The organism is Nonomuraea sp. NPDC001831, from assembly GCF_042892035.1.
GTDB lineage: Bacteria > Actinomycetota > Actinomycetes > Streptosporangiales > Streptosporangiaceae > Nonomuraea.
Map to the genome: position 1 here is coordinate 57,310 of NZ_JBIATU010000023.1, position 13,854 is coordinate 71,163.

The 13,854-nt window shown below is 67.7% G+C and carries 12 protein-coding genes; 8 read left to right on the plus strand and 4 right to left on the minus strand.

The features are described from left to right. Positions 1-13: 13 nt before the first annotated feature. The 4 genes from yidC to rpmH form a co-directional block, all read right to left on the minus strand. On the minus strand, positions 14-937 hold the full coding sequence (gene yidC, locus ACFYYW_RS44445; protein ID WP_352322969.1) for a membrane protein insertase YidC: 924 nt from the start codon (positions 935-937) through the stop codon (positions 14-16). A 4-nt stretch (positions 938-941) separates the two neighbouring features. Then, positions 942-1,199, minus strand: coding sequence for a membrane protein insertion efficiency factor YidD (yidD, locus tag ACFYYW_RS44450; RefSeq protein WP_352322972.1), 258 nt, complete (start codon positions 1,197-1,199; stop codon positions 942-944). Between the two features lie 17 nt (positions 1,200-1,216). Continuing rightward, positions 1,217-1,558 carry a ribonuclease P protein component gene (rnpA, locus tag ACFYYW_RS44455; RefSeq protein WP_387659416.1) on the minus strand — a complete coding sequence of 114 codons (342 nt, stop codon included), beginning with the start codon at positions 1,556-1,558 and terminating at the stop codon, positions 1,217-1,219. Between the two features lie 83 nt (positions 1,559-1,641). Next, positions 1,642-1,779: a 50S ribosomal protein L34 gene (rpmH, locus tag ACFYYW_RS44460; protein WP_043614899.1), complete on the minus strand. Its 138-nt coding sequence runs from the start codon at positions 1,777-1,779 to the stop codon at positions 1,642-1,644. Positions 1,780-2,227: 448 nt separating this feature from the next. On the opposite strand from rpmH, the gene dnaA reads away from it, so the two are divergent. The 8 genes from dnaA (at position 2,228) to ACFYYW_RS44500 (ending at position 13,740) form a co-directional block, all read left to right on the plus strand. After that, positions 2,228-3,808 carry a chromosomal replication initiator protein DnaA gene (gene dnaA / locus ACFYYW_RS44465; RefSeq protein ID WP_352324553.1) on the plus strand — a complete coding sequence of 527 codons (1,581 nt, stop codon included), beginning with the start codon at positions 2,228-2,230 and terminating at the stop codon, positions 3,806-3,808. Between the two features lie 525 nt (positions 3,809-4,333). After that, a complete protein-coding gene (gene dnaN / locus ACFYYW_RS44470) occupies positions 4,334-5,473 on the plus strand; it encodes a DNA polymerase III subunit beta (RefSeq protein ID WP_387659418.1) in 1,140 nt (379 codons plus the stop codon). A gap of 49 nt (positions 5,474-5,522) precedes the next feature. Beyond that, positions 5,523-6,464, plus strand: coding sequence for a phosphogluconate dehydrogenase (NAD(+)-dependent, decarboxylating) (gene gnd, locus ACFYYW_RS44475; RefSeq protein ID WP_352324555.1), 942 nt, complete (start codon positions 5,523-5,525; stop codon positions 6,462-6,464). A 139-nt stretch (positions 6,465-6,603) separates the two neighbouring features. Beyond that, entirely contained in the window at positions 6,604-7,836 is a 1,233-nt protein-coding gene (gene recF / locus ACFYYW_RS44480) for a DNA replication/repair protein RecF (RefSeq protein WP_352324556.1), read from the plus strand. After that, the gene (locus ACFYYW_RS44485; protein WP_352324557.1) at positions 7,826-8,326 is read left to right on the plus strand and encodes a DciA family protein; all 501 of its coding nucleotides are present in this window, start codon (positions 7,826-7,828) and stop codon (positions 8,324-8,326) included. Before recF ends, ACFYYW_RS44485 begins: the two co-directional genes overlap by 11 nt. A 302-nt stretch (positions 8,327-8,628) precedes the next feature. Beyond that, positions 8,629-10,572: a DNA topoisomerase (ATP-hydrolyzing) subunit B gene (gene gyrB / locus ACFYYW_RS44490; RefSeq protein ID WP_352324558.1), complete on the plus strand. Its 1,944-nt coding sequence runs from the start codon at positions 8,629-8,631 to the stop codon at positions 10,570-10,572. Positions 10,573-10,587: 15 nt separating this feature from the next. Continuing rightward, positions 10,588-13,086 (plus strand): DNA gyrase subunit A, encoded by a 2,499-nt coding sequence (gene gyrA, locus ACFYYW_RS44495; protein WP_387659424.1) that lies wholly within the window; start codon positions 10,588-10,590, stop codon positions 13,084-13,086. A gap of 3 nt (positions 13,087-13,089) precedes the next feature. Next, positions 13,090-13,740, plus strand: a complete 651-nt coding sequence (locus tag ACFYYW_RS44500) for a DUF3566 domain-containing protein (protein ID WP_352324560.1) — start codon at positions 13,090-13,092, stop codon at positions 13,738-13,740. The last annotated feature ends 114 nt before the right edge of the window (positions 13,741-13,854 follow it).

The window sequence follows — 13,854 nt, forward strand, 5'->3', positions numbered from 1 at the left end:
CTCTCCTTCGTGTTCAAGACTTCTTGCTGCCGGTGCGCTTGCTGCGGGACTGGCGGCTGGGCTGCTGCCTGATGATCTTAGGCTCCGGAGCGGCGGGAGGGGCCTCCTCTGCCGGAGTGGTCTTGCGCATCTTGGCCACGAGGCCGGGCTTGGGCGTCACGGGGATGGCGTTGCCCTTGGCGTCGAACTGCGGCATGGGGTGCCGGCTGTAGAACCAGTGCTGCTGGCCCAGCGTCCACAGGTTGGTGGTGACCCAGTAGAGGATCAGGCCCAGCGGGAAGTTGAGGCTGAAGAAGGCGAACAGCGGCGAGATGTACATCAGGATCTTCTGCTGCTGCGCCATGGGGTTGTCCGGCATCTGCGCCATCGAGCGGGTCACGCTCTGCCGGACGGTGAGGAACGTGGTCAGCGAGCTGATCGCCACGAAGCAGCCGATGACGACCTTCTGGGCGATGTCAGGGGCCTCGAAGAACGTGGCGGGCAGGGGAGCGTTGATGATCAGCGCGTGCTTGGCGCTGTCGACCAGCTCCTGCGACATGCCGAACTTGGCCTGGTCGGCGGCGATGGCCCGCAGCACGGTGAACATCGAGATGAAGATCGGGAACTGCGCCACGACGGGGAGGCAGCCACCGAGGGGGTTGGCGCCGGCGCCCTGGTACAGCGCCATGACCTCCTGGTTCATGCGCTGCTTGTCGTTCTTGTAGCGCTTGCGGAGCTCCTGGACCTTCGGTGCCAGCTCCTGCATCTTCCGCGACGACCGCATCTGCTTGAGGAACAGCGGGAAGATGAGGATCCGCATGCAGACGGTCAGCGTGACGATGGTCAGCGCCCAGGTCAACCCGCTGTTGGGGTCGAGGAAAGTGCTGTAGACCTGGTGGATCCAGGTGATGACTTGGGCGACGGCCGTGTACAGCCAATTGAGCCAGGACAGCTCCACCGAGCTAGCTCCCTTGCGTTTCGTGGGACCGGACCGGGCGTGGGGGCACCGGGTCTATACCTCCGGGATGGAATGGGTGGCACCGCCCGATGCGCCGGACAGTCAGCCATGTGCCGCGCAATGCCCCATGTACGGCAATCGCCTCGAGCCCATACGCGCTGCACGACGGGTAGAACCGGCAGCGTGGACCGAGCATCGGGCTGATGAAAGCCCGGTAGAACCGAATGGGGATGATCAGCGCCCGGGCGGCGAGGCCCGGCATCCCTTGCGGCTGCTCCGTCATCTGTGTCCACCCGTCGAGGACTCGCGCCGCCTGAGCAAACGATCCAGCGCGGCGTCGAGCTCGGCGGCCAGTTGCTCGACGCACGCAGACGCGGCCGGTGGATTGGCGCGTACCACCAGCAGGCTACCTCGCGGCAGCCGGTCGAGACGGTCGCGCATCAGGTGTCGGAGCCGTCGTTTGACCTTGTTCCGGGTCACCGCGCCACCAACGGCCTTGCTCACCACGAAACCAACCAGAGGTGTCTCTTCCCCAGAAAGGTTGAGATGCACCACCAAAGTGGGGCGTCCGGCGCGCTTTCCGCGCCGGACCGCCGCTTCGAACTCGTCCCCGCGCCGCATGCGGGATTGACGGGACAGCACCGTATACGCCTAACGCCCGTCGGCGAGGTACACCGACGGGCCGGACTTCGGGCGCGGGTCGATCAGGCCGACAGCTTCTCGCGGCCCTTGCGGCGACGGGCGGCGAGGATGGCGCGACCGGCCCGGGTGCGCATCCGCAGCCGGAAGCCGTGGGTCTTCGCGCGGCGACGGTTGTTCGGCTGGAAAGTACGCTTGCTCACGGGTGGGCTCCAGGCTTGAAGGTGCGCCCAGGGGCGCTTATACACACATGGCTGGCCTGCCGTGGGAGCGAGGGCACGCGAAATAGCCGTCGCGTGGCAAGCCGACCGTCGTACGTTACGGGCCAACGGCGTCCCAGGTCAAACTGAACGGGTTATCCACTGATCCACAGGCGACTTTTCCACCGCCGGGCCCGCGTCCACAGTTTGTGCATCCAGGTGCCACTACGCTGTGGACAACGTCTTGAACACAGCTGTGCACATGGATACTGTCGGCCCTTCTGGACCACCGGAAACACCGTGCACAGCCTGTGGATCTCCTGTGGAGGACCTGGGTACGAAGCCCTGCCGCCACGCTGTGGACGAAGGGGTCGCCGACCGCTCGGGGCGACCACGGTCATGTGGATAAACGATCGCGGGGGGCCGCGAGAGGAAGGAGGGGAGCCGCACCATGAGTGGTGTCGACCTCGGCACGGTATGGGCGAGGGCCCTGGGCAACTTCCTCAACGAGAACGTGCCCATCCAGCAGCGCACCTGGCTGTCGATGGTCCGTCCGATCGCTCTCGCGGACGACACGATCGTGCTCGGCGTCCCCAACGACTTCCTCAAGGACCTCATCGAGGGCAAGTTGCGCCCGCTGGTGGCCCACGCGCTGTCCCAGGAACTGGGGATGACGATGCGGCTGGCCGTGATGATCGACACCACGGCCCCCGAACAGCCTTTGCCGGACACCCATCAACAGCCTGTGAATGTGTCTTATCCCCAGAGTGTGGATAGCCAGCCGCGTTACACACAGCCGGTGCAACCCCAGCACTACCAGGCATCCGAGCCCCCGCAGTTCTATTCTCCACAGCCCGAGCAGCCTCCGGCGTCCACCGAATATCCACAGCCTTCGTTCTCTTTTGAACAGGTGCAGCCGTACACACCGCCTGTGGAGAAAGCGCCGGAGCCGGCGCCGAATCGCTGGGAAGCGAAGAGCAACAAGCCGAGCGAGCCGGCCAGACTCAACCAGAAGTACACATTTGAGACATTCGTCATCGGCGCCAGCAACCGGTTCGCGCACGCTGCGGCCGTGGCGGTGGCCGAATCCCCCGCGAAGGCGTACAACCCGCTCTTCATTTACGGTGACTCCGGCCTGGGGAAGACCCACCTGCTGCACGCGATCGGGCATTACGCGCAGAGCCTGTACGACGGCGCCCGGGTGAGATACGTGAGCTCGGAGGAGTTCACCAACGACTTCATCAACAGCATCCGCGACCACAAGGCCGACGGCTTCCGCGGCCGCTACCGCGCGATCGACATCCTGCTGGTGGACGACATCCAGTTCCTGGAGGGCAAGGAGCAGACGCAGGAGGAGTTCTTCCACACCTTCAACACCCTGCACAACGCCAACAAGCAGATCGTCATCTCCAGCGACCGCGCGCCCAAGCAGCTCATCACGCTGGAGGACCGGCTGCGCAACCGGTTCGAGTGGGGCCTGATCACCGACGTCCAGCCGCCCGAGCTGGAGACCCGCATCGCGATCCTGCGGAAGAAGGCCATCCAGGAGGGCCTGGCCGCGCCGCCCGAGGTGCTGGAGTACATCGCGAGCCGGATCTCCACCAACATCCGCGAGCTGGAGGGCGCCCTGATCAGGGTGACCGCGTTCGCCAGCCTCAACAGGCAGGGTGTGGACCTGCAGCTCGCCGAGGTCGTGCTGAAGGACCTGATCACCTCGGAGTCCGACACCGAGATCACGATCGCGGCCATCATGACCGAGACCGCCAACTACTTCGGCATCAGCATCGAAGACCTGTGCGGCACCTCGCGCAGCCGCGCGCTCGTCAACGCCCGGCAGATCGCCATGTACCTGGCGCGCGAGCTGACCGAGCTGTCGCTGCCGAAGATCGGCCAGCAGTTCGGCGGCCGCGACCACACCACCGTGATGCACGCCGAGCGCAAGATCCGGTCGCTCATCGCCGAGCGCAGGTCGATGTACAACCAGGTCAACGAGCTGACAATGCGTATCAAACAGAGCAAGCGTGGATCTTGATGCTCGTACACAGCCTGTGGAAAACACTGTGGACCAGCGGAAACGCAAAATCGGCGCGTCGGTACGACCGCCAATGCCGGGAAAAATCCACCCACAAGGGCTGGGGACGAATCTGGGGACATCCTGAGGAGAACCTGGGGATGACTCGTGGATAACGTGTGGACGGCCTGTGAACAGTCGATCTGGGACTCCAGAAGGCCCCCTCTTACCCCGTGGACAACCTGTGGAAACCTCGTGGATAACCGGTGGATGAACACCCCATGATCTGGGGACGGCCTGTGGGCGACGAATCTCCATCCCCAGGCGGCGAAGTTTCCCCCAGGCGTCACCCACACCCTCGGTGGATGAAAACAGGGGCACTGAGCTGCGAGGACATCAGTTGTCCACAGTTCCCACAGCCCCTAGTGTGATGACCTCTTATCTCTCTTACTAAGAAAATCAAAGACCCATAGAGGGGTTCTCCCCGAACCGCGGTGCGGGAGAGTGAACACTTGAATCAACGACGAACCCAGGAGGCTGATCACCGTGATGTTCCGAATCGAGCGAGACGTCCTCGCTGAGGCGGTGGCATGGACGGCACGCAGTCTCCCGGCGCGCCCGTCGGTGCCCGTGCTCGCCGGCATGCGCCTGGAGGTGACGGAGGGCCAGCAGCTCAAGCTGTCGGGGTTCGACTACGAGGTCTCCGCCGAGGTCACGCTCGAACTCCACACCGGTGAGGCGGGCGTCGTCCTGGTCTCGGGCAAGCTGCTCGCCGAGATCACGCGCGCGCTTCCCGCACAGCCTGTGGACTTCGTGGTGGAAGGCGCCAAGGCCGTCGTCACGTGCGGCAGCGCCCGGTTCACCCTGCTGACCATGCCTGTGGAGGACTACCCGTCGCTCCCGGCCATGCCGCCGGCCGCCGGGCGGGTGGGCAGCGACGTGTTCGCCTCCGCCGTCAGCCAGGTCGCCGTCGCGGCGGGCCGGGACGACACGCTGCCGATGCTCACGGGCGTGCGCATGGAGATCGAGGGCGACACCGTCACCCTCGCCGCCACCGACCGCTACCGGCTCGCCGTGCGCGAGCTCAAGTGGCAGCCGGGCCAGCCCGACTTCGCCGCGATCGCGATGATCCCCGGCAAGACGCTCGCCGACACCGCCAAGGCACTCGGCACCACCGGCGCCGAGGTGGAGATCGCGCTCAGCTCGGCCGGCGGCACCGGCGAGGGCATGATCGGCTTCTCCAGCGCGGGCCGTCGCACCACGACGCGGCTGCTCGACCCCGAGTTCCCCAAGTACCGCTCGCTGCTGCCCACGGAGTTCTCCGCGCGCGCCGACCTGTCCACAGGCCCGTTCGTCGAGGCGGTCAAGCGCGTGGCCCTGGTCGCCGAGCGCAACACCCCCGTACGCCTGGCGTTCAAGAGCGGCGAGGTCGTGCTGGAGGCCGGCAGCGGCGACGAGGCGCAGGCCGTCGAGGCACTGCCTGTGGATTACGAGGGCGAGGAGATGAACATCGCCTTCAACCACCAGTTCCTGCTGGAGGGGCTCGGCGCGATCGACTCCGACGTGGCGCGCCTGCAGATGACGACCTCGACCAAACCCGCCATCCTCACCGGGGGCAAGCCTGTGGACGAAGGCGCAGGTACGGACTACCGTTACCTGATCATGCCCATCCGCCTGTCGGGCTGATCCCGTCATCGGGGATGATGGAAGCCTGACAAGGGGGTAGAGGAGCGTCATGCAGATCGGCATGGTGGGACTGGGCAAGATGGGCGGCAACATGGCCGAGCGGCTGCGCCGCGGCGGCCATGAGGTGGTCGGTTACGACCGCGACCCCGGCATCAGCGACGTGGCCAGCCTGAAGGAGCTGGTCGAACGGCTGTCCGCGCCGCGCGCGGTCTGGGTCATGGTTCCCGCGGGCAAGCCCACCCAGCAGACGGTCGACGAGCTCGGCGAGCTGCTCGACGAGGGCGACATCGTCGTCGACGGCGGTAATTCACACTATGTGGACGACCAGAAGCACGCCGCCGAGCTGCGCGAGAAGGGCATCGGCTTCGTCGACTGCGGCGTGAGCGGCGGCGTGTGGGGGCTCCAGAACGGCTACGCCCTCATGTGCGGCGGCGATCAGGCCGACGTCGACCGGCTCATGCCGATCTTCGAGACGCTCAAGCCCGAGGGCGAGGACGGCTTCGTCCACGCCGGTGACGTCGGCGCCGGCCACTTCGCGAAGATGGTCCACAACGGCATCGAGTACGGCATGATGCAGGCGTTCGCGGAGGGCTGGGAGCTTCTGGAGGCGTCCGACGTCGTCAAGGACGTCAGGGGCTCCTTCAGCAGCTGGCGCACCGGCACCGTCATCCGCTCCTGGCTGCTCGACCTGATGGTGCGGGCGCTCGACGACGACGAGCACCTCGACCAGCTCCGCGGCTACGCCCAGGACTCCGGCGAGGGCCGCTGGACGGTCCAGGCGGCCGTCGACCACGCCGTGCCGCTGCCGGTGATCACCGCGGCCCTCTACGCGCGGTTCGCCTCGCGCCAGGACGACTCCCCCGCGATGAAGGTCGTCGCCGCGCTGCGCAACCAGTTCGGCGGCCACGCGATCACCTCGACCGAGGGCAGCACCGGCAAGGGCGCCGACTCGCCCGGCGCCGACGTGGCCCCGCCGCGCGAAGCCGAGTAGCCCGGCCGACCAGCCCAGCCGGGGTCCGGCCGGTCGGTCCGGTCGGTGGTCCACAGGCCGTCCGGGGAAGCCCGAGGTTTTCCACAGGACGGCAAGCCGGTGACACGGGCGGCCCCCGCGGCGGACTAACCTTCGTGGGGTGCATGTCGCCCACCTCTCGCTGACCGACTTCAGGTCCTACGCGTCCGTGGAGCTCGGTCTGGAACCGGGCGTCACGGCTCTCGTCGGGCCCAACGGCCAGGGCAAGACCAACCTGGTCGAGGCCCTCGGCTATGTCGCGACGCACTCCAGCCACCGCGTGGCCAACGACGCGCCGCTGGTGCGGCGGGGTGCCGCGCGGGCCATCGTGCGCTGCGCCGTCCACAGGGACGACCGGCGGGCGCTGGTGGAGCTGGAGATCAACCCGGGCAAGGCCAACCGGGCGCGGCTCAACCGCTCCCCCGTGTCCAGGCCGCGCGACGTCATCGGGCTGCTGCGCACGGTGCTGTTCGCGCCGGAGGACCTGGCGCTGTCCAAGGGCGACCCGTCGGAGCGCCGCCGTTTCCTCGACGACCTGCTCGTGGCCAGGGCCCCCAGGTTCGCCGGGGTCCGGGCCGACTACGACCGGGTGCTGAAGCAGCGCGGCGCCCTGCTGCGCACGGCCGCGCAGGCCCGCAGGGGCAGCAGGAGCGCCCGGCGGGCGGAGAGCGACACCGCGTTCGCCGCGGCGGGCGCCGGCGACGTCCTGAGCACGCTGGAGGTGTGGGACGCCCACCTCGCCAGGCACGGCGCGGAGCTGTTGCGGGCGCGGCTGGAGCTCATCGAGGCGTTGCGCCCGCTGGTGGCCGGGGCCTATGCCGCGCTGGCCCCCACGAGCGCCCCCGCGACGCTGGCCTACCGCAGCACGTTGTCCACAGGTGGGGACGGCGCGGAGGACGAAGTCGCCGGTGAGCGGGGATCTCCCGAGGCGCAGACGTTATCCACAGACTTGGGGAAAACCCTTGAACAGCAGCTCCGCGACCGGCTGTCGGAGGTCCGCCAGGCCGAGCTGGAACGGGGCGTCACCCTCGTCGGCCCCCACCGCGACGACCTGATCCTGGGCCTCGGCGACCTGCCCGCCCGCGGCTACGCCAGCCACGGCGAGTCGTGGTCGTTCGCGCTGGCGCTGCGGCTGGCCGCCTACGACCTGCTGCGGGCCGACGGCGGCGACCCGGTGCTGATCCTCGACGACGTGTTCGCCGAGCTCGACAGCCAGCGCCGGCGCAGGCTGGCCGAGATCGTCGCGCCGGCCGAACAGGTGCTGATCACCGCCGCCGTGCCCGACGACGTGCCGAAGGAGCTGGCGGGGGCCCGTTTCGACGTCGCTGAGGGGAGCGTGACCCGTGTCCGATGAGCAGCACAACGCGGCGGCCAGGGGGGCCGCCATGGCGAGGGAGAAGCTCGCGCAGGCGAAGGCCGACGCGGCCAAGCGCGGCCAGCTCCCGCGCCGCGAGCCCAGGCGCAAGGCCGGCCCGCGCCGGGAGGCCGGCGATCCCCAGCTCTTCGGCCGGGCCATCGCCGACCTGCTGGCCGACCGCGGCTGGGAGCGCTCGGCGGCCGTCGGTGCGGTGTTCGGCCGGTGGAAGGAGATCGTCGGCCCCGACCTGGCCGCCCACACCCGGCCGGAGTCCTTCGACGAGGGCGAGGTGCTCATCGCGGCCGATTCCACGGCCTGGGCGACGCAGGTCAGGCTGCTCGCGCGCACCCTCATCCGCAGGCTCAACGAGGAGCTGGGTGACGGTTCGGTGACAAAGGTCAAGGTCAGGGGGCCGCAGAACGCACCCCGGCCCACAGGGGGTTTGCGGGTGACCGGAAGCAGAGGCCCCGGCGACACCTATGGTTAGGCGCCGGGGGCGATCAGACAGCCGCAGACGCGATAAGCCCCCTTTCCGAAGGGGGGATGCTTGAGTGGGGGGCAAATCGAGCTAGGGCGCATCACAGGCGCGTGTATTGCCACCACGGGCTCCGGGAAGCGGTAGAATGAAAAAGGATTCCGGACACGTCCGCTTGCGTGTCACCCCGGCAGTAAGCCGACTCCCCCGGGTGACCGCGCATCGGGGCACTCACGACGGTGACGGGCACGGTAGGGGCAGCATGAAGTTGACGGCCTCCCCCGCCGCGTGTCCGCGGCAGGAGGATTTCGCAGTTGTCCTACGACGCTAGCTCAATCACCGTACTCGAAGGACTTGAGGCGGTTCGCAAACGCCCGGGTATGTATATCGGCTCCACCGGTGAGCGCGGCCTGCACCACCTCGTCTACGAGATCGTGGACAACGCGGTGGACGAGGCGCTGGCCGGTTTCGCCACCAGGATCGACATCTCGCTGCTGGCCGACGGCGGCGTGCGCGTGGTCGACAACGGCCGTGGCATCCCCACGGGCATCCACCCCGTGGAGAAGCGCTCGGCCGTCGAGGTCGTGCTGACCACGCTCCACGCGGGCGGCAAGTTCGACAGCCAGTCCTACGCGGTCTCCGGCGGCCTGCACGGCGTCGGCTCGGCCGTCGTCAACGCGCTGTCCACCGCCATGGACGTCGAGGTCAAGCAGAACGGCCACTACTGGCGGCAGCGCTACGAGCACTCCAAGCCCACCGCGCCGCTGGCCCAGGGCGAGGAGACCGACGAGACCGGCACGACGATCACGTTCTGGCCCGATCCCGACGTCTTCGAGACCACCACCTGGAACTACGAGACGCTCTCGCGCCGGTTCCAGGAGACGGCCTTCCTCAACAAGGGCCTGACGATCACGTTCACCGACGAGCGGCCCGACCACGTCAACGGCGAGCCCCACACGGTCGAATACCACTACGAGGGCGGCCTGGCCGACTTCGTCAAGCACCTCAACGCCAAGAAGGAGGCGGCGCACGCGTCGATCGTCGCCTTCGAGGAAGAGGGCGACGGCATCGCGGTCGACATCGCCATGCAGTGGAACAACTCCTACTCGGAGTCGGTCTACACATTCGCCAACATGATCAACACGGCTGAGGGCGGCACCCACGAGGAGGGCTTCCGCGCGGCGCTGACGACCATCGTCAACCGCTACGCGCGCGAGCAGAAGTTCCTCAAGGAGGGCAAGGACGACAACCTCTCCGGCGAGGACGTCCGCGAGGGCCTGACCGCGATCATCTCGGTCAAGCTGTCCGACCCGCAGTTCGAGGGCCAGACCAAGACCAAGCTGGGCAACACCGAGGCCAAGTCGTTCGTGCAGAAGGCCTGCAACGACCACCTGCGCGACTGGTTCGAGCGCAACCCCGGCGAGGCCAAGGACATCATCAACAAGTCGCTCCAGGCCAGCCGCGCCCGGCTGGCGGCCCGCCAGGCCCGCGACCTGACCCGGCGCAAGTCGCTCCTGGAGTCCGGCAGCGGCCTCCCCGGCAAGCTGGCCGACTGCCAGTGGAACGACCCGGAGAAGTGCGAGCTGTTCATCGTCGAGGGCGACTCGGCCGGCGGCTCGGCCAAGGGCGGCCGCGACTCGCGTTTCCAGGCGATCCTGCCCATCCGCGGCAAGATCCTCAACGTCGAGAAGGCGCGGATCGACAAGGTCCTGAAGAACAACGAGGTCCAGGCGCTCATCACCGCCCTGGGCACCGGCGTGCACGACGAGTTCGACATCGCCAAGCTGCGTTACCACAAGGTGATCCTGATGGCCGACGCCGACGTCGACGGCCAGCACATCAACACCCTGCTGCTGACGCTGCTGTTCAGGTTCATGCGGCCGCTGATCGAGGCCGGGCACGTCTACCTGTCCTGCCCGCCGCTCTACAAGATCAAGTGGGACCGGAAGGGCGAGGACGCCTCCTACGCCTACTCCGACGCCGAGCGCGACGCGGTCATCAACGACGGCATCGCGCAGGGCAAGGCAGACCCGCGCCCGCGGGACAACGTCCAGCGGTTCAAGGGCCTCGGCGAGATGAACGCCGGCCAGCTCTGGGAGACCACCATGAACCCGGCGACGCGACTGCTGCGCCTGGTCACGCTCGACGACGCGGCCCAGGCCGACGACCTGTTCAGCGTGCTCATGGGCGAGGACGTCGAGGCGCGGCGCGACTTCATCATCCGCAACGCGCGCGACGTTCGCTTCCTCGACGTTTAAGAAGGACCTGAACCTGTGACGGACGTGAACACCACTCCCCCGGCTGACCGCATCGAACCGGTGGACATCCAGTCCGAGATGCAGCGCAGTTACATGGACTACGCGATGTCCGTCATCGTGTCCAGGGCGCTGCCGGACGTACGCGACGGCCTCAAGCCGGTGCACCGGCGGGTGCTCTACGCGATGTACGACGGTGGCTACCGTCCCGACCGCGGCTACTTCAAGTGCGCCCGCGTCGTCGGCGACGTGATGGGCACCTACCACCCCCACGGCGACACCTCGATCTACGACGCGCTGGTCCGCCTGGCCCAGCCGTGGTCGCTGCGCTATCCCCTGGTCGACGGGCAGGGCAACTTCGGCTCGCCGGGCAACGACCCGGCGGCCGCGATGCGGTACACCGAGTGCAAGCTCGCGCCCATCGCCATGGAGATGCTGCGCGACATCGACAAGGACACCGTCGACTTCCGCCCGAACTACGACGGCAAGTCGCAGGAGCCCGACGTCCTGCCGGCGCGGTTCCCGCAGCTGCTGGTCAACGGCTCGGGCGGCATCGCGGTCGGCATGGCCACCAACATCCCGCCGCACAACCTGCGCGAGGTCTCGGCCGCCGTCAGGTGGTACCTGGAGAACCCCGAGGCCGACGACGAGGAGCTGCTGGAAGCCTCGATCAGGCTGGTCAAGGGGCCCGACTTCCCGACCAAGGCGCTGATCGTCGGACGCCGGGGCATCGAGGACGCGTACCGCACCGGGCGCGGCTCGATCACCATGCGCGCGGTGGTCGAGGTCGAGGAGGACAAGGGCCGGCAGGCGCTCGTCGTCACCGAGCTTCCCTACCAGGTCAACCCGGACAACCTGGCGCTGAAGATCGCCGAGCTGGTGCGCGAGGGCAAGCTCTCGGGCATCGCCGACGTACGCGACGAGAGCTCCTCGCGGGTCGGGCAGCGCCTGGTGATCGTGCTCAAGCGCGACGCGGTCGCCAAGGTCGTGCTCAACAACCTGTACAAGCACACCCAACTCCAGGACACCTTCGGCGCCAACATGCTGGCGCTGGTCGACGGCGTGCCGCGCACGCTGCGGCTCGACCAGTTCATCCGCCACTACGTGGCCCACCAGGTCGAGGTCATCGTCCGCCGGACGCGTTACCTGCTGCGCAAGGCCGAGGAGCGCGCGCACATCCTGCGCGGGCTGCTGAAGGCCCTTGAGCGGCTCGACGACGTCATCGCCCTCATCCGGGCCTCGGAGTCGGCCTCGCACGCCCAGCAGGGCCTCATGGGGCTCCTGGAGATCGACGAGGTCCAGGCGCAGGCCATCCTGGACATGCAGCTGCGCAAGCTGGCCGCCCTGGAGCGGCAGGCCATCCAGGACGAGTACGACGGCCTGATGGCCCAGATCGCCGAGTACAACTCGATCCTGGCCAGCGAGGCCCGCCAGCGCGAGATCATCGGCGACGAGCTGACCGAGGTCGTCAACCGCTACGGCGACGAGCGCAAGACCGAGATCATCGCCTACGACGGCGACATGTCGATCGAAGACCTCATCGCCGAGGAGGAGATCGTCGTCACGATCACCCGCGGCGGTTATGCCAAGCGCACCCGTACCGACCTCTACCGGGCGCAGAAGCGGGGCGGCAAGGGCGTCCGCGGCGCCCAGCTGCGCCAGGACGACATCGTCGACCACTTCTTCGTCACCACGACGCACCACTGGCTGCTGTTCTTCACGAACAAGGGCCGGGTGTACCGGGTCAAGGCGTACGAGCTGCCTGATGCCGGGCGTGACGCCCGTGGCATGCATCTCGCGAACCTTTTGGCCATGCAGCCCGACGAAACAGTCATGGAAGTTCTCGACCTCCGCGACTACGACGTCGCCCCCTACCTGGTGCTCGCCACGCGCAGCGGCCTGGTCAAGAAGACGCGCCTGTCCGAGTACGACTCCCCCAGGTCGGGCGGTCTGATCGCGATCAACCTGCGCGAGGACGACGAGGTCATCGGCGCCCGCCTGGTCTCCGAGACCGACGATCTGCTGCTCGTCTCCAAGGGCGCGCAGTCGATCAGGTTCACCGCCTCCGACGAGGCGCTGCGGCCCATGGGCCGCGCGACCAGCGGTGTCATCGGCATGAGGTTCCTCGAAGGAGACGAACTTCTCGCCATGAATCGCATCGCCGACGGTCAAGATGTGCTTATCGCCACGAAGGCTGGGTACGCAAAGCGGACGCCAGTGGAGCAGTATCCAGTTCAAGGACGTGGCGGTAGGGGCGTGCTGACTGCGAAAATCGTGAGTTCCCGTGGCAAGCTGGTCGGAGCCGTCATGGTCAACCCAGAGGACGAGGTCTTCGCGATCACGTCCGCCGGCGGGGTGATCCGGACGAGTGCCGGCGAGATCAAGCAGTCCGGCCGCCAGACCATGGGAGTGCGATTGATGAACCTCGCCGAAGGCGACAGCGTGGTTGCCCTCGCCCGGAACGCGGAGTCGTTGGAGACTCCGGTGGAGAATGAGGAAGACGGGGGAGGAGAGTAAGTCATGAGCGCCCAGGGTGGCACCGCCAGAGCCCAGGCGGCGTCGGGTAACGGACAGCAGCCGAAGAAGTCCGCTGAGCCGGAGATCTTCAGTTCGGTTGACGGCGAGCAGGACAGGACGCCCGCGAAGGGCGCCGCCGCTCAGCCCCGCTCCAAGGACGAGCCGCAGGCGGAGGGCAACGAGACGGTGCGCATCCGTCCGTCGCTCACCAGCGAGGCACCTCCGCCCGTCGAGATGCCCAAGAAGAAGTCGTCGAACAACGCGGGGTCCAGGCTGCCCCGCAAGGCACACCTGGTGCTGCGCCGCATCGAGCCGTGGTCGGCCATGAAGTTCAGCTTCGTGGTGTCACTGGTCTGCTTCGTGGTGCTCTTCGTGGCAGTGGCCGTCCTGTACGGCGTGCTGTCGGCCCTGGGGGTGTTCGACTCACTCGTCGACCTGGTCAACCAGCTCGGCAAGGGTGAGCAGGGACAGAGCTCGATCCCGATCAACATCGCCTCGTGGTTCGAGCCGGTGCGCATCCTCGGGTACACCGCGCTGATCGGCGCCGTGAACGTGGTGCTGATCACCGCTCTGTCCACGCTCGGTGCGGTCATCTACAACATCGCCTCCGACCTGGTCGGGGGCGTTGAGGTGACGTTCAGCGAGGCCGAATAGCAGGTTCGGGCGGGGGCTCGTGCCGTACCGGGGTGGCTGGTACGGCACGAGCAGCCCGTCGGACACGGTAAGCTTTTCTCGTCCGAACAACTGGTTCGCCTCCCCCCAGGGGAA

What these genes read in the sequence shown, in the direction of transcription:
- yidD (WP_352322972.1), bottom strand. Translation starts at nt 1,199, where the DNA reads ATGCCGGGCCTCGCCGCCCGGGCGCTGATCATCCCCATTCGGTTCTAC.
- ACFYYW_RS44500 (WP_352324560.1), top strand. Translation starts at nt 13,090, where the DNA reads ATGAGCGCCCAGGGTGGCACCGCCAGAGCCCAGGCGGCGTCGGGTAAC.
- dnaA (WP_352324553.1), top strand. Translation starts at nt 2,228, where the DNA reads ATGAGTGGTGTCGACCTCGGCACGGTATGGGCGAGGGCCCTGGGCAAC.
- rnpA (WP_387659416.1), bottom strand. Translation starts at nt 1,558, where the DNA reads ATGCGGCGCGGGGACGAGTTCGAAGCGGCGGTCCGGCGCGGAAAGCGC.
- gnd (WP_352324555.1), top strand. Translation starts at nt 5,523, where the DNA reads ATGCAGATCGGCATGGTGGGACTGGGCAAGATGGGCGGCAACATGGCC.